The organism is Aeromonas sp. 604282 (genome assembly GCF_049170575.1).
GTDB lineage: Bacteria > Pseudomonadota > Gammaproteobacteria > Enterobacterales > Aeromonadaceae > Aeromonas > Aeromonas veronii_A.
Window position 1 is genome coordinate 53,381 of the sequence record NZ_JAAKMV010000008.1, and the last position, 21,931, is coordinate 75,311.

A 21,931-nucleotide genomic window follows, 5' to 3' on the forward strand; every position below is an offset into this window, starting at 1 on the left:
TCTCTTCTCGCTGTCACCTGGCTCAGGGCTCGACCAGCTCGCGACCCAGTTGCAGGATCCGCTGGCGGAACCAGTGGCGGGCCGAACCATCACCGGCCGGGCCATACCAGACCAGACTGTGACTCACCTTGCCGTAATCGAACGGTGCCGGGCGCATCACCAGATCCGGCTGACTGGCCATGCAGGCCGCCCATCCACCGATGGCGGTGAGGATCAGATCGGTCTGGGGTAGCAGGGCCGCCGCGCTGGCAAAATCGGGCAGGGTGGCGCCAATCTGGCGACGCACCTGTTGCTGGGCCAGACTCTGCTCGAAGAAGGGGTTGGCCAGCTCCTGATCCCGGATGGCGATATGGCGCCAGCTCAGATAAGCATCGAGATCCCAGGGCTTGGCGAGCGCCGGATGATCTTTGCGTAACAGGCAGACCAGTTTTTCTTCCCGCAGGGTCTCCCACACCAGCCCAGGCTGGCGCGGTAACGGCTGGCTCTGGTCATGGGGCAGGATGACAAAGTCGAGTTTGCCCGCTGCCAGCGCCTCCAGCCCCTGCTCATCCTTGTTCCAGATCTCCGGCACCATACCCGGCACCTCCTGCATCAGCTGACCCAGAATGGGGCCCACCGGCCAGGTCATCACACTCTCGCGCAATCCGAGCCGCAAGCTGCCCTGCCACTGCTGGGGGGTGAAGGCGTTCTGGCGGGTGAGGCCGTTCAGCTCCCCCAGCAGCCGATGCAGGGTGGGAGCCAGTCGCTCGGCCATGGGGGTGAGCAGCAGCTGGTTGCCCTGGCGATAGAGCAGTTGATCCCCCAGCAGATCCCGCAGCTGGTTGAGGGTCTTGCTGACGGTAGAAGGCGTGGTGCAGAGCCGCTCGGCGGTGCGGGTGACGCTCTGGTTGTCTAGCAGCAGATGCAGGGTGACCAGATGGCGACCTCCCAGCCGAGAGAGAGCGATCAGATCCATAAGTACTCCACAAGCGAAGGGAAGAGACAAGACAAAAAAGCCCCGCCGAAGCGGGGCTTGTGCGGATTAGCCCTTGAGCACAGCCGCCATGGCGTCGGCCACGTAGTCGACGTTGCGGCTGTTGAGGCCCGCCACGCACATGCGGCCGGAGCGCACCAGATAGACGGCGAACTCTTCGCGCAGTCTGTCAACCTGCTCCGGCGTGAAGCCGGTGTAGCTGAACATGCCGCGCTGGTTGATGAAGTAGCTGAAATCGCGGCCCGGCACCTTGGCGCTCAGCACCTCGAACAGCTTCTGGCGCATGGCCTTGATGCGGGTGCGCATCTCGGTCACTTCATCGACCCACATGGCGTGCAGCTCGGGTTGGCTCATCACAGCCGCGGTGATCTGGCCACCGTGAGTGGGAGGGCTGGAGTAGTTGCGGCGCACGGTGGCCTTCATCTGGCCCAGTACGCGGCTGGCTTCTTCGGCATCCTGGCAGATGACCGACAGGCCGCCGCACCGCTCGCCGTAGAAAGAGAGGTTCTTGGAAAACGAGTTGCTGACGAAGAAGCTGACGCCGGCGGCCACCATGGCGCGAATGGCATAGGCATCCTCTTCCAGCCCGTCACCGAAGCCCTGATAGGCGATGTCCATAAAGGGGATCAGGTTCTTCTCGACCACAAGTGCGATCACCCGATCCCACTGGGCACGGGAGAGATCCACCCCGGTCGGGTTGTGGCAGCAGGGGTGCAGCAGCACGATGCTCTTGGCCGGCAGGCTGCTCAGGCAGTCGATCATCGCATCGAACTGCACGCCGCCAGTGGCCGCATCGTAGTAGGGGTAGTCATGCACCTTGATGCCGGCCCCCTCGAACATCGCCTTGTGGTTGTCCCAAGTGGGATTGCTGACCCACACCTCGGAGGTCGGGAAGTAGCGCTTGAGCAGATCTGCGCCGATCTTCAGGGCGCCCGAGCCGCCGATGGTCTGGATGGTGGCGATGCGACCCGCCTTGACCGCTTCATGGTCGGCACCAAACAGCAGGTGTTGCACTGCGGTGCGGTAGTTGGCTGCGCCTTCCATCGGCTGGTAGGGGCGCGGCGCCGGGGCGGCGGCGCGCTGGGCTTCTGCCTGCTGCACCGACGGCAGCAGCGGAATACGCCCCTGCTCGTCGTAATAGAGGCCGATCCCCAGGTTCACCTTCTGCTCGCGGGTGTCTTTGTGGAAGGTCTCGACTAGCGTCAGGATGGGGTCGCCAGCATAGGCATCGACGTGTTCAAACATGGGGGATCCTTGAAATTGACTGTCCAGTAAAACCGGCGGTCAGCCGGGCTGGACATCATGGCGCAAAGCTGGCGGTGGCTCAAGCCCGAAAGGGACGGGGGCTGGCGGGCAGACGCCGCACAGCCGTAAACGGGATGATGCGGGGTTGCCCTCAGCCTCGTTCACCGGTCTTACTTCAGATAGGATCGCAATACCCGCACTACTTGATCCAGATCTTCCAGCCGCTCGGCCGGGGTCCCCTCTTCGGCGCCCAGGTGCTCACGCATGTGCCCTTCCAGCACCTCCAGCATCAGGCCGTTGACGGCACCACGAATGGCCGCGATCTGCTGCAAAATGGCGGCGCAGTCGCTCTCCTGCTCAAGTGCGTGCTCCAGCGCGCCCGCCTGCCCCTTGATGCGACGTACCCGTGCCAGCAGCTTCTTTTTACCGTGAATGGTGTGTGACATGCAGGATCCCCTCGATCAATAAAACTATACTGGGGTATAGTATATTGCATTATCGTCCTCAGGAGAAATCCATGTCATCCCTTGTCTCATCCCACTGCCACCAACCCGTCGTCCACGAAGGGAATCCGCTGGCTGAACAGAAAACCCGTTGGGCCGTGCTGCTGACCGTCATCATGATGGTGGTGGAGATCGGCGGCGGCTGGTTTTACAACTCCATGGCGCTGCTGGCCGACGGCTGGCATATGAGCTCCCACGCGCTGGCGCTCGGTCTCTCGGTGCTGGCCTATCGCGCCGCCCGCCACTTTGCCCGCGACCACAGATTCAGCTTCGGCACCTGGAAGATCGAGGTGCTGGGTGGCTTCACCAGTGCTCTCCTGCTGGTGGGGGTGGCCGGTCTGATGCTGTTCGAGTCGGTGTTCCGGTTACTGGATCCCAGCCCAATCCACTATCAACAGGCGATCGCCATCGCGCTGGTGGGGCTGCTGGTGAACCTGGCCTGTGCCTGGTTGCTCAAGGATGATCACAGCCATCATCACCACGGCCATGGGCATGACCACCATCATGAGCATCACGACCACGATCATCATGACCATGACGCTCACCACGGCCATCAGGATCTCAACCTGCGCGCCGCCTATATCCACGTGCTGGCGGATGCGGCCACTTCCGTACTGGCGATCCTGGCACTGGTGGGGGGCATGCTGTGGGGGGCCGACTGGCTGGATCCCCTGATGGGCATAGTGGGGGCCGTACTGGTGGCTGTGTGGGCCTGGGGTCTGTTGCGTGACTCCGGTCGGGTGTTACTGGATGCCGAGATGGATACCCCGTTGGTGGGTGAGATCCGTGAGGTGATTGCCGACCTGCCGGATGCCGAGATCCGCGATCTGCACGTCTGGCGGGTGGGACAGCAACAGTATGCCTGCGTGCTCTCCCTGCTGATGGCGGCGCCTGTCTCCGCCAGCGAGATCCGCGCGCGGTTGGCGATACATGAAGAGCTGGTCCATGTAACCATAGAGATAGCCACTCCATAGCCAGACTTATAGCTGTCTATGCCAGATAGCGTGCAACTTGCACTCTGCAACACGAGCAAATCGAAGCGGTTGTTTCTGGGGAGGCCTGTGGCAGGCAAGTGCTGACTATATGCCTGGTACAAGCCTCACTGGAGCCAAGGGTGAGATGTGACGGTTTGAGTTAACGTTCGAAGAAGCGATAGAGGTGTTCTACCTGCATCGGGCAGTCAGCTACCAGATGCACATGATCGCGGGCCTGTTCGACCGTATCGAAACTGACCGGGCAGCCGAGGGTGTCGGTCAGCTCGTAGAGAGCGCCATTATTGCCTCTGAATTCGATGATCCAGCCGGGGATGGCCACGTCGTGGAGTATTTCGGCCTCTTGCAGGATCTGTTGTTGATAGAGCTTGCGAAGTTCACTGACTGTCATGATGCTCTCCTGTGAAGGGGGATTCAGCTCCAGTCTATGCCTCTCTTTGTGCGGACGGCAACCGGATCATCCCCGCAGGGCCTCCCAGGCCCAGCGGATGCGGATAAAGGTCTCGACATTGCCGCCCCGATCCGGATGGTGCTGCAGTGCCAGCTCTCGCCAGCGGCGGCGGATCGTCTCCTGACTCGCCCCCTCATTCAACTCGAACAGGGCCAACGCCTCAGCTTTGTGCCCCTCACCGTCGTAAGCGCGCCAGAAGCGGTTGAGCAGGGCCTCCACTTCGGCATGGTCGGTCTGCCAGAACACCTGCCAGTCGAGATAGTAGCCGCGCAGATTTTCGCCAAGAGCAAGGCCGTGGTTGGCCTCCTGATTCCCGGCCAGCGGTTCTAGCCGGATATCCAGGGTGCTGATCACCAGCCACCATCCCTCTTCCCACAGCTCGGCCTGCAACTGGTAGAGGGCGTTCATGATCAGGAAGTTGACCCGAAACAGCTGCAGTTGCTCGTCGTCGGCAAGCTGTGGAATTGCCCCCTGCTGGCGCAGAGCAGCCATCAGCTCATGCACCTTGTAGCTGCCCGCCGCCTGTTGCAATAGCACCAGCAGAGGGGCGATCAGCGGATTGTGGTTGGCTTCGCTCATTCGGAGCCCTGATCCCTAGGCGGTTGCAGGGCGATCAGCAGCTCACCCGCCTGCGGGGTGACGGGGCCGGTGACGATCTGGGGCTTGCCCTTGCCATCCATGATGAACAGCGGGATGGCGCCGGGATTGGCGGTCTGATAGTGGGCCCAGTCGAACGCCTCGCTCAGGCGGGTCGCCTTGATCTGGCCACCCCGGCTCAGCAAGCCGCTCAGCCTGGCATAGTTGATGTCGGGGCCGAACAGGTTCTGGCGAGCGCGAAAGGTGGCGCTCTCCCGGTTGGCCTTGCCGTGCTGCTCGCTGGATCGCAGGGAGTAGACCTGCTCCTCGCCGTAGAGGTGGGCAAAGTGCAGCACCCCGAGGGCGTTGTTGTGGCGGTTGGGGGAGAGTGCCAGCACGGTACTGATGCTGGTAAGCGGCAGGTGCAGCTCGGCATGTTCCGACTGGGGGTTGCCGAAATAGCAGGGGAGGTTGCTCATCCGCGCCTGTTTGCAGAACTCCCAGGCGGGATCGCAGAGCTGTACCGGCACCCCCTGATCCGCCAGTGCCCGGCCTATGGCCCGCGCCACCGAGTTGGCCCCTATGATGAGCCAGGTGTTGGGGGCGCTCTGGCGCATCTTGAGCAGGCTGGCCAGCGGTGCCGAAGTGAGACTCTGCAGCACCACGGTGGAGATGATCACCGCAAATACCAGTGGCACCAGCTTGTCGGCATCGGGGATCTCTGCCTGATGCAGACTGATGGCGAACGAGGCGCTGACCGCCGCCGCAACGATACCGCGCGGGGCGATCCAGCTCAGCAGGGCGCGAGCCCGCCAGGAGAGATCCGAGCCCCAGGTCGAGACCAGAATACAGAGCGGACGCGCTACGAATTGCACCACGCAGAGCAGCGCCAGCACCATGGGGCCGAGCTGCCAGAGCTGGGCCAGATCGAGGCGCGCCGCCAGCAGGATAAACAGGCTGGAGATAAGGATGACAGCGAGGTCTTCTTTGAATGCCAGCACCTCCTCGAGATCCAGCCCCTCCTGATTGGCGAGCCAGATGCCGAACACGGTCACCGCCAGCAGACCGGATTCGTGGCTGAGCCAGTTGGAGAGACTGAAAGTGACCAGCACCAGCGCCAGCACGCCGAACTTGTGCAGACTGACCGGCAGCCAGTCCTTGCGAATGAGCAGGGTTGTGAGCCAACCAGCCGTCCCCCCGATCAGGGAGCCGACCAGCACTGTCTTGCCCAGCGCCAACAGGGTATGGCTGATGAGGTCTCCCTGACTGCCGAGGCGTACCGCCTCGAACACCAGCACCGCAAACAGGGCGCCGATGGGGTCGATGACGATCCCCTCCCAGCGCAGGATCCTGTCCACCTCCCGGGTGGGGCGGATCACGTTGAGCATGGGGGCGATCACCGTCGGGCCCGTTACTACCAGTACCGCGCCGAGCATGGTGGCGACCCGCCAGTCCAGCCCCAGCAGGAAGTAACCGGCGCTGCCGATGACGGCGAAACTGACCAGCATGCCGGTGGAGCAGAGATTGCTCACCACCTTGCCGATCCCCTTGAGCTCGGCCAGATGAAGGGTCAGTGCCCCCTCGAACAGGATGATGGCCACCGACAGGGAGACCAGCGGAAACAGCAGATCCCCGAGCAGGGCATCGGGGTCGAGCAGGCCGCTGACCGGGCCCAGAGTCAGGCCGGTGAGCAGCAGAAACAGGATGGCGGGTACCCGCAGCGACCAGGCAAGCCATTGGGCCAGCACGGAGACCAGGGCGATCCCGGCCAGAGAGAGGGCAATCATGCAGACCTCGATTCAGGCAGTGAGTATGGAGCTAGTGTAGTGGCTAAGTTGGTCAGATTGACACCTGAAGGAGCGTGCATCATGGCCGGGATGGGGAGATGTGCGACAGTCGGCGTCATGGTGGCTGGCGGTGGTGTGCAGGGCGCCAGCCAGACGCCAACCGTGGTGATGGGGTGGCCTCGGGGCTGGATTAGATGGGGCTCTCCTTGTGGAGTTCGCCGACACAGTCGGCCAGCGCCAGTACCAGTGCGGAGCGCACCATCTGATCGAGCCGGTTGAGCTGCATCTGGTAGAAGGCCCAATCCTCTTCGCTGGCGGGGGGCTCCAGCTTCATCATGCCGCCCTGATTGACCCCGTGCAGGCGGTCGAGCAGATCGCGGATCGGCTTGTCGCTGAAGCGGTAATCCTTGGGGTCGCGCACCAGAAAGTCGCGGATCTTGAGATAGGCTTCCAGATCCTGATAGCGCTCAAGGGAGATGAGGCCGAGGGCGAAGATGAGCTTGAGGCGCACCTCCAGCTGGCCGAGGGGGCCGCTCTGGTTGAGCAGGGGTTCGATGGCGTATTTGACGGCATACTCCTCCTGACGAAAGGCGCGTCGCATCAGGGAGTCGACCGCTTCTTCCAGGATGGTCACGGCTTCGAGAAAGAAGCCGCGAGGGCCATCCTGCTCATTCAGTCGTTCCAGTACTTCATCTTCCTGGTGTGTGGTCATAGGTGCATTGGGTCCAGCTGACAGGGAGAGAGTCAGCCTCTCTCCCGGTTTTTATCATATGGGGCGCATTTCCTTGCGATTCAATCAATTGGAGCATCCGTTCATGCGCCGCCAGCAGGGTATTACAAGGTCTCGTAACGAGCCACTATGGTGCGGACGATTTCGCTCTCTGCATCAAGTCCGGTGACGCGGGCCAACGCTTTGGCCGGGCCAAGCTCCGCCAGCAGCTGTTGCAGCTCGACCGCCTGCGGATCATCGGCATTGCGATAGTGGAGCGCCGCGGCGATCCCCTCCTGCAACTGCTCGTTGGGCAGGCCGTACTCCAGGGTGCCGAGCAGCGGTTTCACCAGTCGATCCCCCGCCGCCAGCTTGCGCAGTGGCTGACGGCCGACCCGGTCAATCTCGTCCACCAGATAGGGGTTGGCGAAGCGGGCCAGGATCTTCTCGATATAGGCGGCGTGCAGGCGCGGGTCGAAGCCGTAGCGTTTTACCAGCACGGCACCGCTCTCCTCCATGGCGCGGCGTACCTTGCTGCGGATCACCGGATCCTCGATCGCCTCGCGCACTGTGTGGTAGCCCCGCAGTTTGCCGAGGTAGGCGGTGACGATGTGGCCGGTGTTGAGGGTGAACAGCTTGCGCTCGACGAAGGCCATCAGGTTGTCGGTGGGCTCCATGCCCGCCACCTGTGGCAGCTCCCCCTTGAACTGGGTCTGGTCGACGATCCACTCGCTGAAGCTCTCGACCGTCACTTCCAGCGGATCATCGTTGGCAGCCGCGGCGGGCGGCACGATGCGATCCACCGCCGAGTCGACGAAGCCGATACAGGATTCGAGCGTGGCATGATACGCGACCGGCAGGTACTTGAGTACCTCCCGCTTGAGGTGGCTAGTGCCGCGCACCATGTTTTCACAGGCGATGACGTTGAGCGGAGTCAAGTTGCCGGCATCGAAGCGAGCTTGCAGCCCCTTGGCCAGAGTGCTGGCAATCTTGTCCAGAATGTTGGGGCCCACTGCCGTGGTGACCAGATCGGCGGTGATGATGCGGGCGATCACCTCGTGACCGGCGGAACTCACCGCCGCCACGTTGCGCACCACGTCCAGCTTCTGATCCGCTCCCACCACATGGACCTTGTACTCCTGGCGGTGGTTGAGTTGGTCGATCAGGGTGTCGTTGACGTCGGCGAAGGTGACCTGATGGCTGGCATCCGCCAGCACTTTTCCGATAAAGCCGCGACCGATGTTACCAGCACCAAAATGCAATGTTTTCATGATATTAACCTCTTGAACCAAAGACGATGAAAGATGATTACGCAGCCTGTTCGGCACCCAGCAGATCCAGGAAGGCCTGGGGATCCGTGGTGCTGGCCAGCCGGTCGATGAGACCGGGTTCATCCAGTGCATTGGTCAGGCGGGTTATCACCTGCATGTGTTCGTCGTTGCGGGCGGCGATACCGATCACCAGCCGTGCTACCTCATCGGCAGCCTCGCCAAAGGCAACCCCGGCCGGGTACTGGCAGATGACGATGCCGGCCCGCTTCACAAACTCCTTGGCGGCGATGGTGCCGTGGGGCACGGCGATGGACTCGCCGAGGTAGGTGGAGACCAGCTGTTCGCGCTCCAGCATGGCGTTGACGTAGTCGGGAGCCACGTAGCCGCGCTCGGCCAGCAGTCGGCCTGCGGTCAGGATGGCGGCCTCCTTGTTGTCCGCTTTCAGTCCCAGATGCACGTCATGACGGCTCAGGGTAAAGACTTCGGCAGCTTGCGGCTCATAGCTGTCGTCGTTGGCGGCCACCAGCAGTTGCGGGTTGGCGACGTCATCGTTGGCGGCGCGGCTCAGGCTCTGTACCAGCTCCTGATAGAGGCCGTTGTCGAGGAAGTTGGTGAGCGAGATATGGTGAGCGTTCGGCGCATGGCGACGGGCCCGCTCGGTCAGATCCTTGTGGGTGATGACCCAGTCCACCTGATCGTCGAGCTGATCGATGGCGCGGTTGGTGACGCTGATATCGAGCCCTGCGGCCTGCACCCGCTTGCGCAGCATGCCGGCGCCCATGGCGCTGGAGCCCATGCCCGCATCGCAGGCGACCACGATATTGCGTACCGCCATCAGTTCGCCACCCGGCTTCTTGGCCGCTGCGGTTTCGGGTTTGCCTCCCTTCATGGCTTTCATCTTGCGAGTGGCTTCACCGAGGGCATCGGCCTCGTCCGCTTCCGGCTGCTGGGCGCGAACGAACAAGGCGGCGACCAGGAAGGAGACCAGAGCGGCGCTGATGATGGAGAGGGCGACCCCGATCAGGGAAGCTTTCGGCGTCATCAACAACACTGCGAAGATGGAACCCGGTGAGGCAGGGGAGACCAGACCTGCATTGAACAGGGTCAGGGTAAAGACCCCGGTCATGCCGCCGGCGATCACCGCCAGAATGAGGCGCGGGTTCATCAGCACATACGGGAAGTAGATCTCGTGGATGCCGCCGAAGAAGTGAATGATGGAGGCACCTGCAGCGGACTGCTTGGCGGCGCCGCGGCCGAAAACCATGTAGGCCAGCAGCACGCCCATGCCCGGGCCCGGGTTCGCTTCAATCAGGAAGAAGATAGAGCTGCCGTGCTCGGTCGCCTGCTGGATCCCCAGCGGCGAGAAGATGCCGTGGTTGATGGCGTTGTTGAGGAACAGGATCTTGGCCGGTTCGACGAAGATGGAGGTGAGCGGCAGCATGTGGTTTTCCACCAGGAAGCCGACGCCACCGGCCAGCAGGCCGGAGAGCACCTTGACGAAGGGGCCAATCACGAAGAAGGCGAGGATGGCCAGCAGCATGCCGATAAGGCCGGCGGAGAAGTTGTTGACCAGCATCTCGAAGCCGCTCTTGACGCGACCGTCCATCGCCTTGTCGAAGCGCTTGATGGCCCAGCCACCGAGCGGGCCGACCATCATGGCGCCCATGAACATGGGGATATCGGTGCCCACGATGACACCCATGGTGGTGATGGCACCAACCACGCCGCCGCGCTCACCGCCCATCAGCTTGCCGCCGGTGTAGCCGATCAGCAGCGGCAGCAGGTAGGTGATCATGGGGCCGACCAGCTTGGCCAAGGTTTCATTGGGTAGCCAGCCGGTGGGGATGAAGAGGGCGGTGATAAAGCCCCAGGCGATAAAGGCGCCTATGTTGGGCATGACCATATTGGACAGGAAGCGTCCAAAATTCTGTATCTTGACTTTGGTATCCGGTGATAACATGTCGGGACCCCGTTTTAAGCCTGTTTGATTAAAAGTGGTAGTCGGGATGGCCGGTTTTGCCGAACCTCCATCCCGGTCGTCTAAGCAACTTCAATCTACCAGCTTGATATCAAATTAGGCTGAAAACGGGGTGTCTTGTGATCCAGCTCTCAGATACCCAGCGATACCCCCTCCATAACCAGTGACCCTGATCACATTCGAGAGCTGTAATTCGGCTACATTTCGATCTTTTCTGTTTTGCATGGTCATTTTTTGTGATTTAAATCACTAAAGTTACTTTGTGGCTCTCTTGTGGAATGGTGATTAGCGTCACAAATTATATTTTTGTATTCGAATGGGACAAATTACTCAGTCACTCATCAGCGGGTGGTGACGATGGATCTATCGAAACACTCCATTGCTTATCAATGAATCAATAAATTTGTAACCCGCTTTCAGTTTTTACGGTTGGTGATGAGCTCTCTTTTGCTGCTGGCTGGTGGGAATGGGCGCCAACATGCAGGATGTGATTGCGCGGCAGATGTTCGGGACGCTTGTTTGCCGCGCAGGCCAGACTGCAGATAAAAACAAACCGCCAACAGGCGGTTTGTCGGTTTTTACGAGCTATCCCATGTCGGTGGCTGCGGTTTAGTAGAAACCGGCATCCTCGGGGGAGGGGCGGGTCTTGAAGCGGCGATGGAGCCACATGTACTGCTCCGGCGCCTTGCGCACGGCGGCTTCAATCTCACGGTTGGCGCGGGCGGCATCGACCATGTCATCTCCGCTCGGGTAGTCGGCGAGCGGCGCCCCGATATGCAGGGTGTAACCCTCGCTGGTACGGATGTTGTAGCAGGGCAGGGTTACGGTGTTTTTAACCCGAGCCAGGGTGGCGGTGCCGGTGATGGTGGCCGCCTGCTCTACCGCGAAGTAGGGCACGAACACGCTGGCGTGGCTGCCGTAGTCGTGATCCGGTGCATACCAGAGGGCGTCGCCGTTGCGCAGCGCCTTGATCATCCCCTTCACATCCATCCGGTCCACCAGATATTTGTTGGAGGCGCAGCGACCGTGGTACTGGGCATACTCCAGCACCGGGTTGGTGTTGGGGCGATAGACGCCGACCCCGGGGCGCACCAGCCCGAAACAGCGGGCGTTGAGTTCCAGCGTTAGGAAGTGGCAGGAGAGCAGCAGCATGCCCTGACCTTTTTCCATGGCAGCGATGACATGCTCTTCCCCTTCCACCTTCATCAGGTTGCGCATCCGCCAGTCTGGCCAGAACCAGGCGATCCCCACCTCGAACACGGCGCAGCCCACGCTCTCGAAGTTTGCCTTAAGCAGTTTCTCCCGCTCATCCCGGGTCAGCTCGGGCATCGCCAGCTCCAGATTGCGACGGGCGATCTTGACCCGGGACTTCAATATCCTGGCGGCGAGACGACCGAGCTGACGGCCCAGCCACATCTGGCTGCGCCACGGCAGCAGGGTCAGCAGCCAGAGCAGGCCGAGGCCGAACCAGCTGGCCCAGTAACGGGGATGAAACATGCGGGGCTCGAGGCGGGGAGCGTTGTCGTGGGCCATGGCTAATCTCTTGTTCGCAAACACAATCGGGGGATTCTAGCCGAAAAGGGGGGGCGGGGGCGAATGGCAGTGTGCTGGTCAGAGGGGCTAATTGTGGTTCACTGGTGTTACGGGAATCCTAACTATCGGTTTCCTTTAAATGGAAACCGCAGGTTTGCTTTTTCTCCCTCAAATAAAAGAGTGTGATAAAATCGGCGACTGATTTTTCAGGTTTTGAGAGTCGATACAGATGAAGATCACCCTGCCCGAGTTTGAAAAAGCCCGCGTTCTGGTCGTTGGCGATGTCATGTTGGACCGTTACTGGCATGGCCCTACCGGCCGGATCTCCCCCGAGGCGCCGGTGCCCGTGGTCAAGGTTGAACACATTGAGGAGCGTCCCGGTGGCGCGGCCAACGTGGCCCTCAACTCCGCTGCGCTGGGCGCCCACGCCGTGCTGCTTGGCCTGACCGGTCAGGATGAAGCTGCCGATGCGCTGGCTGGCCAGATGGCTGGCGTCAAGGTGGCCTGTGACTTCGTTCGTCTGGCCGACTTCCCGACCATCACCAAGCTGCGGGTGCTGTCCCGCAACCAGCAACTGCTGCGTCTGGACTTTGAAGAGCCCTTCCACTCCGTCGATGCCACCCTGCTTATGACCAAGGTCGAGCAGGCGCTGCCGAATAGCGACGTGATGATCCTCTCCGACTACGGCAAGGGTGCTCTCAACGACGTGCCCGGCATGATCAAGCGTGCCCGTGCCGCCGGTATTCCGGTGTTGGTCGACCCCAAGGGGACCGACTTCGAGAAGTACCGCGGTGCCACCCTGCTGACCCCCAACATGTCCGAATTCGAGGCCGTGGTAGGCAAGGTGAAGAGTGAAGAGGAGCTGGTCGCCAAGGGACTGGATCTGGTCAAGCGCTTCGAGCTGGATGCCCTGCTGGTCACCCGTTCCGAGAACGGCATGACCCTGATCCGCGAAGGTCAGCCGGAGTTGCATCTGCCGGCTCAGGCCCACGAGGTTTACGATGTGACCGGTGCCGGTGATACCGTGATCTCCACCCTGGCCACTTCGCTGGCGGCAGGCAAGAGCCTGGACGAAGCCTGTGCGCTGGCCAATACCGCTGCCGGTATCGTGGTCGGCAAGCTGGGTACCTCTACCGTGAGTCCGGTCGAGCTGGCCAATGCTCTCTATACCGAGCAGGAGACCGGCTTTGGCGTTATGTCCGAAGCTCAGCTGAAAGTGGCGGTTCGTGCCGCCCGTCTGCGCGGCGAGAAAGTGGTGATGACCAACGGCTGTTTCGACATCCTGCACGCCGGCCATGTCTCCTATCTGGCCAACGCGGGCAAGCTGGGGGATCGCCTGATCGTGGCGGTCAACACCGACGAGTCGGTTCGCCGTCTGAAAGGGCCGGGTCGTCCGGTCAACCCGACCGAGCGCCGCATGGCGGTGCTGGCTGCGCTTGGCGCGGTGGATTGGGTTGTGCCGTTTGGTGAAGATACCCCACAGCGCCTGATTGCCGAGATCCTGCCAGACCTCTTGGTCAAGGGCGGTGACTACAAGCCGGAAGAGATTGCAGGTTACGCCGAGGTGACTGCCAATGGCGGCGAGGTGCGCGTTCTCAACTTCGAGGATGGCTGCTCCACCACCGACATCATCAAGACGATCCGCGAGCGCGGCTAACGATAGTGTTTGCCCCACTGGATGGTGGGGCCGACAGACGGCGCGATAAACAGAGAGAGCCGCCGACAAGAATCCGGATAACAAAAAGGCGACCTTGCGGTCGCCTTTTTCATGTCCGATAACGGCTATCAGGCTTTGGCCTTGGCCTTGGCCTTGGCTTTTGCGGTGGCAGGCATCAAGCCCTGGTTTACTTCCACCAGATCCTGCGCTTCCAGCACACCGGCAGCCTGCTTCAGGCTCAGGATATTGAGGATGTAGTTGTAACGGGCTTCGGAGAGCTTCTGCTTGGCCTCGTAAAGCTTGCGAGTGGAGTCCAGCACGTCGACGATGGTACGGGTACCCACTTCGTAACCGGCTTCGGTCGCCTTCAGGGCGCTGTCGGCGGAGACCACAGACTGGCTGTAGGCACGTACCGAGCCGATGCTGGCATTCACGTTGTTATAGGAGGAGCGCACCGTGCTCTGCACCGAGCGGAAGTTCTTCTCAAGCAGCTCGCTGGCCGCAACATAGTTGTATTGAGCCTGCTTAACCTTGGAGCTGGTGGCGCCACCGCTGTAGAGGGGCAGCTTGAAGGTCAGACCGATATTGGCCTGGTTGTCATTGCCACCGTTCTGAATGCTATCCAGCTTGTAATCGGTATTGCTGGTTTGCAGGCCGGCGCCCAGATCCAAGGTCGGCTCGTGGCCGGTCTTGGCGAGATCGATCTGCTCCTTGGCGATATCCTTGGCGATGCGGGCATTGTGCAGTTGCAGGTTCTTGTCCAGCGCCAGCTCCAGCCATTTGTCGGAACCGAAGGCGGTCTTCTGCGGGCTGAAGCGATCGGTGTTGAGGATGTCCAGGTTGCGGTGATCAACACCGGTCAGCTCGCGCAGGGCTTCGTAGCTGTTATCCAGAGTATTCTCGGCATTGATCTCGTCAGCCAGCGCCTGGTCGCGAGAGGCTTCCGCTTCATGCACATCGGTGATGGCGGTCAAACCCACTTCGAAACGCTGCTGTGTCTGCTCCAGTTGGCGCTCTACTGCAACCTTGTTGGCACGCACAAACTCCAGGGTATCCATCGCCTTGAGCACATCAAAGTAGGCTTTGGCAGTGCGCACCATCAGGTTCTGGATTTCGAGGTTGTAGGCGACATCAGACTGGGTGGCCTGCTTCTCGCCGATATCCAGATTGACCCAGTTGCTGCGACGATAAAGGGATTGTGACAGCGTCAGCTCACCCTTGGCGTTGTTATTGGTCTGGGTATCGTTCTTGTTTTGCAAATAATTGAGCCCGGCGCCCAGATCAATCTGGGGTAGCAGGGGGGCGCGGAATTCGTTGATCTTTTCGAAGGCCTGGTCGCGAACGGCTTTGGACTGCAGCAACTGCGGGTCTTTCAGCTGGGCTTGTTGATAGATATCGAGCAGGTTTTCGGCGTGGGCACCGGCACTGACGCCCAGCAACACCATGACGGACAAGAGTGTTCTTTTCATAGATCGTTTTAACCTTATGTAGTAACCCAAACTGGTTGCTGGAGAGGGCAAATATTGTCGCCGACCAAGCTTGATTGCAGCTTAATCACTCTACTATAAGCAAAATTTAATGCGAAGTGTCTCGGGTCCGGTGACGGGAACGTCAAGAACCGGCTGCAGTTTTCTCCCCGAGTGCCTAGCCAAATGGTCTGTGGCTGCTAAAATCCACCCCTCATTACCATGTTACACCGAGTGAATGAATGTTCATTCATGTTCCTCGGATTTTATGGTCAAACTGGTTCAAGTCAAGCTGACGGGAGTCCCTGATGTCGCAGCAACCCTTGCCGCAAGATCGGCACTATGCCGCTGATGATGTGAAAATCATTGAAAAATCAGCTGGATATAACGGCTTTTTCAAGGTGAACGTCTATCGCCTGCAGCACAGGTTATTTGCTGGTGGTTGGAATCAGCCCATCGTACGCGAGCTGTTTGAACGGGGCCATGCTGCTGCGCTGCTCCCCTATGATCCGGTGCGCGACCAGATAGTGCTGGTGGAGCAGTTTCGCATCGGCGCCATGGAGACCAGCCCGACCCCATGGTTGCTGGAGCTGGTGGCCGGCATTATCGACGAAGGTGAGACTGCCGAGGCGGTGGTGCGTCGCGAAGCGGTGGAAGAAGCAGGGATCGAGGTAGCCCGCTGCGAACATGCCATCAGCTATCTGGTGAGCCCGGGCGGCAGTACCGAGCGGATCGAGGTCTATGTGGGCGAGGTGGATGCCAGCAAGGCGAGCGGTTTGCACGGTCTGGCGGATGAAGGCGAGGATATCCGGGTCCACGTGGTGAGCCGCGAGCAGGCCTACGCCTGGCTGAAAGAGGGGCGCATCGACAACGCCGCCTCGGTCATCGCCCTGCAGTGGCTGGCCCTCAACCACGGCGAGTTGCGCGCCCGCTGGTTGGCGGAGCGCTGAGTTGGCTCAGACCCAGCAACAGAGCAGGCGCTATGTGCCTGATCTGATGTCCTTGCAGCGTACCTGCGAGGTCAATTACATGGCGCTGATGAAACTGCTGCCGCCAGATGGGGAAGTCGGATCTGAACGCCGCTATCGTGTTGGCAACGATCTGCAGTTCCAGCTCACCATTTGTGGCGAGAGTCGCTTCACTTCTCAGGTTCTTTTGAGTCAGCACAATCCCGAGTTGCCCGAATATCTGCAGGCTCAAATCGAGATTCGTTTGTATCATGATGTGCGGATGGCGGAAGTGTGTGCAGCGCAACAGATTTCCCGTTTGCAACCACGTTATGATTACCCCAACAAAAAGATGCACCAGCGGGATGAAAAGGAGCAGGTAAATCTGTTTCTGGCCGAATGGCTGAAATTTTGTCTCAGGCATGGCACCAGCCCCATCAATATCTCCAGTTGAACAAATATAAAGAAGCGTGATTTTGGAAACAGAGCTCCCCCAGGCGCAGGACGGCAGTGTGCGCCTGTTGCAAATTACCGATACCCATCTCTTTGCCAGTGAAGAGGGACGGCTGTTGGCCGTGCGTACAGCAGAGAGTCTGGCTGCCGTGCTGGAACAGGTGCAGGCCAACGACCATCCCTACGAGGTGATCCTGGCGACCGGCGATCTGTCGCAGGATCACAGCCCGGAATCCTATCTGCGTTTTGCCTCCATGATGGCGCCTCTTGGCCGCCCCATCTACTGGTTGCCAGGCAATCACGATGACAGTCCGCTGATGACCGAATACCTCCATGCCGCCGGGATCAGTGAGTCCAAGCAGTTGGTGGGAAACCACTGGCAGGTGATCCTGCTCGACACCCAGGTGCGTGGCAAACCCCACGGCATGATCGGTGATCACCAGCTGGAAGCGCTCGACCGTGCTCTGCGCCAGTATCCGGATCGCCACGCCCTCATCGCCCTGCACCATCAGGCGGTGCCGGTGGGTTGTGCCTGGCTGGATCAGCACAATCTCAAGAATGCCGATGACCTGTTTGCCGTGCTGGCTCGCCACCCGCAGCAGAAGACCATTCTGTTTGGCCACGTCCATCAGGAGTTTGACGAGGTGCACCGCGGCGTGCGGCTGATCGCCAGCCCATCGACCTGCATCCAGTTCAAACCGCTCTGTGACGGTTTCGCGCTGGACGAGTCCGGCCCGGGCTGGCGCTACCTCACCCTCTACCCTGATGGCCGTATCGCCAGCCAGGTGTGGCGTCTGCCGGTGGGGCAGTTTGTGCCCGACCCCAATGCCACCGGTTATTGAGGAGTCGCCATGAAGCCCGTTCTCCTCTACCTGCACGGTTTCAACTCCTCACCCGGTTCCGCCAAGGCGCAGCAGATGGCGGCCTGGGTGGCCACCAACCGACCCGATATAGAGGTGGTGATCCCGGCCCAGCCCAATACGCCAGCGGCAGCCTGGGCGGCCATCGAACAGACCATTGCCAATTTGCAGAGCCGCTATGGTAGTGAATTCAAGCTCGGCACCGTGGGTAGCTCCCTCGGTGGCTTTATGGCGACCCGGGTCAGCGAGCAGTACGGCTGCCGCGCGGCCCTAATCAATCCCGCGGTGCGCCCGCATGAGCTGCTCTGTGACTACCTTGGCCCCCAGACCAATCCCTATACGGGTGAGCAGTACCAGCTGCTGCCTGAACATATGGATGAGCTGCGAGCGCTGGCGGTACCGGTGACGGCGCCGGAGCGACTCTGGATCCTGCAGCAGCAGGGAGATGAGGTGCTCGACTATCGCAAGGCGCTGGATGAATACCGTTTTGCCCGCCTCTCGCTGGAGTGCGGCGGCAACCACGCCTTTGTCGCGTTTGAGCGTTACCCCGCCCAGATTATCCGTTTCCTCGGGCTTTAATCATGCAACCGCCGTTGTCCGCCTTTCTGGAACAGGTACTGGCCACGGCGCAAGCGGGCCTCACCTACTCCAAAGACCCCTTCGATATCGGCCGTTTCGAGGCGCTGCGAGCGGCCACCGTGGCCCTTATTGCCAGCCAGAGCGAGCTGGCGCCGGAAGCCATTAGCGACTGGATTGCCCTCGATCACGGTTATCCCACCCCCAAGCTCGATGTGCGGGCCTTCATTCAGAACGATGCGGGTCATATCCTGCTGGTGCAGGAGCGCAGCGACGACTGCTGGACTCTGCCCGGTGGCTGGTGCGATATCGGTGACTCGCCGGCGGATGCCGTGGTGCGTGAAGCCGTTGAGGAAACCGGCCTTGCGTGTCGGGCGGTGCAACTGCTGGCCCTGTTCGACAAGCTAAAACACCCTCATCCACCCCAGTTGCCCCACGCCCACAAGGCTTTCTTCCTGTGCGAGGTGACCGGCGGCCAGCTGCTGGGCGAAACCGATGAAACCAAAGGGGCGGGGTACTTCCCCATCGACGACTTGCCCCCGCTCTCCCGCCATCGGGTGGTGGCCTCCCAGCTGCGCACCCTCCATGAGCACTTGCAGCAGGGGCGGCGCGATACCCTGTTTGATTGACATCTGAGGAAGTGAACCCGTTCGAGCTTGGGGAGGTGCCGACGCGCGATGGAGTGCACCATCCAGCGGATCGACAGGCCTGAACGAAAGGGGCTCATATGTTCCTGTTGCGCCCTGCGGGGCAGTGTTAATCTTTAGCGGCCTGTTTACTTTGCCTCGCCCGGGGCAGGGAATGGCCGAACTCTTCTGAACTTCACTGCCAACAGGGAGCACGTTTGTGACAACTCCTTCTGCGCTGCCGGATCTGGTACTGGGCGCCTCTCTCTACTTTCCGCCCTTGTTCAAGGCGGTGTTGCTCGGCCTGCTCTGCTGGCTGCCGGTGCACCATCTGCTGCGTGACTGGCTCTATGGCGGGGATGTCTGGCACCCCTTGCTGATGGATCTCTCCCTCTTTATCCTCGCCGTCAGCGGCGCTCTATGGATGCTGTTACATGGCTAAATCACCTCTCGCGACCCTCAAATACTTCTCCACCCTGCTGGTCTGCGCGCTGGCGCTGGCGGCGGGCTGGTGGCTGTGGAACTACTACATGCAGGGGCCCTGGACCCGGGATGGCAAGGTGCGCGCCGAGCTGGTCAGCATTACCCCCGAGGTGTCGGGCAAGATCATCAAGATAGCGGTGAAGGACAACCAGCTGGTGAAGGCGGGGGAGGAGATCTTTACGCTCGACCCCGAGCCCTACCGGATCGCCCTCGATAATGCCCGGGCGGCGCTGGCCAAGGCGAAATCGGATCTCGACAAGGCCGAGCATGAGGCGAATCGCCGCAGCGGCCTGTCGCGTAGCGTCATCTCCGCCGAGACGATGGACGAAGCGCGCCTCAATGCCCAGGCGATGCAGGCGGCCTATCAGGTGGCACAGGCCAATCTGGAGAAGGCGGAGTGGTCGCTGGCCAAGACCCGGGTGCATGCCGCGAGCGATGGCTACATCACCAACCTGCAGACCCGGGTCGGCAACTATGCCAGCGCCGGCGTGCCGCTGGTGGCGCTGGTGGATACTCACTCCTTCTATGTGCAGGGTTACTTTGAAGAGACCAAGCTCGGCCACATAGCACCGGGCAAACCGGCTGAAGTGGTGCTCTACAGCGGTGAACAGCGGTTGCGCGGCGAGGTGGAGAGCATAGGGCGCGCCATCCACGATCAGAGCGTCGATGGCGGCAACGGCCTGCTGATCGACGTCAAACCCAACGTGCCCTGGGTGCGGCTGGCCCAGCGGGTGCCGGTGCGGATCAGGCTGCTGGATGTGCCGGCGGACGTGACGCTGATCGCCGGCACCACCTGCACCATCACCATTGGCGAGTAGGGTGAGCGAGTCATTCTGGCTGCGTACCCCCTGGGGGAAGGCGACAGGGGGGCAGTGGCGCTATGCCCTGCGCAATGCGCTGGCCATGTGCCTGTCGCTCTGGCTGGCCTTCGTGCTGCAGCTCGACTCCCCCTACTGGGCGATGAGCTCGGCCGCGGTGGTGAGTTTTCCCACTGTGGGCGGGGTGATCAGCAAGAGTCTGGGGCGGGTGGTTGGCAGCCTGATGGGGGCGATGGCGGCGGTGATGATCACCGGTCTTGGCATCAGCGATCCCTGGCTGTTCAGCTTTCTCATCGCCCTCTGGCTGGGCTTGTGCACCTACATCTCCAACCACTATCAGAACAACGTCTCCTACGCCTTCGCCCTCGGCGGTTACACTGCCGCCATCATCGCCTTCTCCTGCGTCAATGTGGCGGATCCCCACCATATCTTCGATATTGCCCAGGCGCGGGTGAGCGAGGTGATCATCGGCATCCTCTGCGGCGGTCTGATGATGATGATCCTGCCCAGCACCTCCGACAGCGAAACCCTGCTGGAATCCCTGCGCAAGAGCCAAGCCCGCCTGCTGGAGCATGCCCAGCTGCTCTGGCTGGGGGAGATGACGCACGAGGTACGCAGCTCCCACGAGGGGTTGATCGGCCAGATCCTCACCATGAACGTACTACGCATTCAGGCGGTCTGGAGCCATCACCGGCTGCGGCGCCAGAACCGGCTGCTCAACTTCCTGCTCCATCGCCAGCTGCGCCTGATCAGCCTTATCTCCAGCCAGCGCCGCATGCTGCACAACTGGCCGGAACAACCGGAAGGCATTCAGGCGCTGCTCGCCACCCTGCTGGCCGAGCTTGGCAAGCCGGAGTGCGACAAGTATCGGGTCGCGAGGTTGCTGGCTCCCCTGATGCCGACCAGCGAGCATGATTACCGGCTGCGCACCTTTTTGCTGCGGCTGCGCCATTTCTGCTGGAGCTATCTGGAGTGCCAGCGCTGGCTCGACCGGTTGACCCGCTACGACGATCAGGAGTGGCCGGCGCCGCCCCGTCACACCTCCCTCACCAGCCATACCGACACGCTGGAGGCCGCCTACAACGGCGGGCGCACCTTCCTCTGCGTGCTGCTCGGCTGCACTTTCTGGATCAACAGTCAGTGGGATGCGGGCAGCTCGGCGCTCACCATGCTCTCCATCTGCTGCGTGCTCTACTCGGCGACCCCGGCGCCGGCTCAGGGGGCCAACACCATGCTCAGGGCGATCCTGCTGCTCAGCCTCATCTGCTTTACGGTCAAGTTTGGCCTGATGATCCGCATCGACGATTTCTGGATCTTCTGCCTCTTGCTCTTTCCGGCGCTGCTCACCATGCAGCTCTGCAAACAACAGCAGGTGCGGCAGGCGGGCCTCTGGGGCCAGATGATCGTGCTGCTCGGCTCGTTTCTCGCCATCACCAATCCGCCCAGCTACGACTATCAGCAGTTCATCAACAGCAGCCTTGCCCAGATGCTGGGGGTGATGAGCGCCGCGCTGGCGTTTCAGCTGCTGCGACCCAGCTCGGATCGGCGCAAGAGCCGCCGCCTCATCCGCTCCCTGCGCCGCCACTTCATGGAGCAACTGGAGCCCGCCCCGCGCCAGAGCGAGAGCCAGTTCGAGTCGCTCATCTACCACTGCATCAGCCAGCTCGGCCAGAGTCAGGATCAGACCGCCCGCCTCTGGGTATTGCGCTGGGGCGTGGTGCTGCTCAACTGCAGCCATATCGTCTGGCAGCTGCGCCAGTGGCGCGGTGACGAGCACCCCCTCTATCTGGTGCGCGCCAACTGTATCCGCAGCCTGAAGGGGATCCTCACCGAGCAGGGGGTGCAGCACGCCTCCTTGGATCGCACGCTGGCCGAGCTGCAGCGGATCAGTCAGGGGCTGGCCAACCATGGCGATGGCACGGCGCGAGAGCTGGCAGGCATGGTGTGGCGGCTGCAAAGCTCGCTCTCCCAGCTGCAACAGGCGCTGCCGGGCCCTGCCGAGGGGAGCTGAGACAGCCTTGGGAGGG

General features: G+C 61.3%; 21 protein-coding genes. 10 read left to right on the forward strand and 11 right to left on the reverse strand.

From position 1 onward, the window contains the following. Window positions 1-22: 22 nt before the first annotated feature. The 3 genes from G5367_RS11270 to G5367_RS11280 form a co-directional block, all read right to left on the reverse strand. The gene (locus G5367_RS11270; protein WP_421244420.1) at window positions 23-955 is read right to left on the reverse strand and encodes a LysR family transcriptional regulator; all 933 of its coding nucleotides are present in this window, start codon (window positions 953-955) and stop codon (window positions 23-25) included. Between the two features lie 66 nt (window positions 956-1,021). Then, the gene (locus G5367_RS11275; protein ID WP_128815084.1) at window positions 1,022-2,218 is read right to left on the reverse strand and encodes an aromatic amino acid transaminase; all 1,197 of its coding nucleotides are present in this window, start codon (window positions 2,216-2,218) and stop codon (window positions 1,022-1,024) included. Between the two features lie 170 nt (window positions 2,219-2,388). Continuing rightward, window positions 2,389-2,664 (reverse strand): metal/formaldehyde-sensitive transcriptional repressor, encoded by a 276-nt coding sequence (locus G5367_RS11280; protein ID WP_216979544.1) that lies wholly within the window; start codon window positions 2,662-2,664, stop codon window positions 2,389-2,391. 71 nt (window positions 2,665-2,735) lie between these two features. Here G5367_RS11280 and dmeF point away from each other — a divergent pair, with 71 nt between their 5' ends. After that, on the forward strand, window positions 2,736-3,695 hold the full coding sequence (gene dmeF, locus G5367_RS11285; protein WP_421244418.1) for a CDF family Co(II)/Ni(II) efflux transporter DmeF: 960 nt from the start codon (window positions 2,736-2,738) through the stop codon (window positions 3,693-3,695). A 160-nt stretch (window positions 3,696-3,855) separates the two neighbouring features. On the opposite strand, the gene G5367_RS11290 is transcribed toward dmeF, so the two are convergent. The 7 genes from G5367_RS11290 to lpxL all read right to left on the reverse strand — a co-directional run bounded on the left by G5367_RS11290 (window position 3,856) and on the right by lpxL (window position 12,018). Next, entirely contained in the window at window positions 3,856-4,104 is a 249-nt protein-coding gene (locus G5367_RS11290) for a hypothetical protein (protein ID WP_421244417.1), read from the reverse strand. Window positions 4,105-4,170: 66 nt separating this feature from the next. Further along, window positions 4,171-4,743, reverse strand: coding sequence for a DNA-J related domain-containing protein (locus G5367_RS11295; protein WP_421244416.1), 573 nt, complete (start codon window positions 4,741-4,743; stop codon window positions 4,171-4,173). Beyond that, window positions 4,740-6,527 (reverse strand): cation:proton antiporter, encoded by a 1,788-nt coding sequence (locus tag G5367_RS11300; protein WP_421244415.1) that lies wholly within the window; start codon window positions 6,525-6,527, stop codon window positions 4,740-4,742. Before G5367_RS11300 ends, G5367_RS11295 begins: the two co-directional genes overlap by 4 nt. A gap of 190 nt (window positions 6,528-6,717) precedes the next feature. Further along, window positions 6,718-7,239 (reverse strand): MltR family transcriptional regulator, encoded by a 522-nt coding sequence (locus G5367_RS11305; RefSeq protein WP_005354914.1) that lies wholly within the window; start codon window positions 7,237-7,239, stop codon window positions 6,718-6,720. 122 nt (window positions 7,240-7,361) lie between these two features. Continuing rightward, the gene (locus G5367_RS11310; protein WP_421244414.1) at window positions 7,362-8,507 is read right to left on the reverse strand and encodes a mannitol-1-phosphate 5-dehydrogenase; all 1,146 of its coding nucleotides are present in this window, start codon (window positions 8,505-8,507) and stop codon (window positions 7,362-7,364) included. Window positions 8,508-8,544: 37 nt separating this feature from the next. Then, window positions 8,545-10,467 carry a PTS mannitol transporter subunit IICBA gene (locus tag G5367_RS11315; protein ID WP_421244413.1) on the reverse strand — a complete coding sequence of 641 codons (1,923 nt, stop codon included), beginning with the start codon at window positions 10,465-10,467 and terminating at the stop codon, window positions 8,545-8,547. Between the two features lie 627 nt (window positions 10,468-11,094). Continuing rightward, the gene (lpxL, locus tag G5367_RS11320; protein WP_421244412.1) at window positions 11,095-12,018 is read right to left on the reverse strand and encodes an LpxL/LpxP family Kdo(2)-lipid IV(A) lauroyl/palmitoleoyl acyltransferase; all 924 of its coding nucleotides are present in this window, start codon (window positions 12,016-12,018) and stop codon (window positions 11,095-11,097) included. 229 nt (window positions 12,019-12,247) lie between these two features. Here lpxL and hldE point away from each other — a divergent pair, with 229 nt between their 5' ends. Continuing rightward, on the forward strand, window positions 12,248-13,675 hold the full coding sequence (hldE, locus tag G5367_RS11325) for a bifunctional D-glycero-beta-D-manno-heptose-7-phosphate kinase/D-glycero-beta-D-manno-heptose 1-phosphate adenylyltransferase HldE (RefSeq protein WP_335828531.1): 1,428 nt from the start codon (window positions 12,248-12,250) through the stop codon (window positions 13,673-13,675). A gap of 128 nt (window positions 13,676-13,803) precedes the next feature. Here the strand turns inward: hldE and tolC are convergent, their stop codons facing one another. Further along, window positions 13,804-15,144 carry an outer membrane channel protein TolC gene (gene tolC, locus G5367_RS11330; RefSeq protein ID WP_421276287.1) on the reverse strand — a complete coding sequence of 447 codons (1,341 nt, stop codon included), beginning with the start codon at window positions 15,142-15,144 and terminating at the stop codon, window positions 13,804-13,806. Window positions 15,145-15,449: 305 nt separating this feature from the next. On the opposite strand from tolC, the gene nudF reads away from it, so the two are divergent. The 8 genes from nudF to G5367_RS11370 all read left to right on the forward strand — a co-directional run bounded on the left by nudF (window position 15,450) and on the right by G5367_RS11370 (window position 21,915). After that, window positions 15,450-16,091 carry an ADP-ribose diphosphatase gene (gene nudF / locus G5367_RS11335; protein ID WP_005343102.1) on the forward strand — a complete coding sequence of 214 codons (642 nt, stop codon included), beginning with the start codon at window positions 15,450-15,452 and terminating at the stop codon, window positions 16,089-16,091. 46 nt (window positions 16,092-16,137) lie between these two features. Then, window positions 16,138-16,542 (forward strand): DUF1249 domain-containing protein, encoded by a 405-nt coding sequence (locus G5367_RS11340; protein WP_050552205.1) that lies wholly within the window; start codon window positions 16,138-16,140, stop codon window positions 16,540-16,542. Between the two features lie 22 nt (window positions 16,543-16,564). After that, a complete protein-coding gene (gene cpdA / locus G5367_RS11345; protein WP_041234061.1) occupies window positions 16,565-17,383 on the forward strand; it encodes a 3',5'-cyclic-AMP phosphodiesterase in 819 nt (272 codons plus the stop codon). Window positions 17,384-17,392: 9 nt separating this feature from the next. Continuing rightward, window positions 17,393-17,980, forward strand: a complete 588-nt coding sequence (locus G5367_RS11350; RefSeq protein WP_421244411.1) for a YqiA/YcfP family alpha/beta fold hydrolase — start codon at window positions 17,393-17,395, stop codon at window positions 17,978-17,980. 2 nt (window positions 17,981-17,982) lie between these two features. Beyond that, complete coding sequence (locus G5367_RS11355; protein WP_216979536.1) at window positions 17,983-18,606, forward strand: NUDIX hydrolase; 624 nt, start codon at window positions 17,983-17,985, stop codon at window positions 18,604-18,606. Between the two features lie 196 nt (window positions 18,607-18,802). Then, window positions 18,803-19,045 (forward strand): DUF1656 domain-containing protein, encoded by a 243-nt coding sequence (locus tag G5367_RS11360; protein ID WP_033113020.1) that lies wholly within the window; start codon window positions 18,803-18,805, stop codon window positions 19,043-19,045. Further along, window positions 19,038-19,904, forward strand: coding sequence for an HlyD family secretion protein (locus G5367_RS11365; protein WP_215802040.1), 867 nt, complete (start codon window positions 19,038-19,040; stop codon window positions 19,902-19,904). The genes G5367_RS11360 and G5367_RS11365 overlap by 8 nt, the downstream gene beginning before the upstream one ends. 1 nt (window position 19,905) lies before the next feature. Beyond that, window positions 19,906-21,915 carry an FUSC family protein gene (locus tag G5367_RS11370; protein WP_421260312.1) on the forward strand — a complete coding sequence of 670 codons (2,010 nt, stop codon included), beginning with the start codon at window positions 19,906-19,908 and terminating at the stop codon, window positions 21,913-21,915. Window positions 21,916-21,931 lie beyond the last annotated feature (16 nt).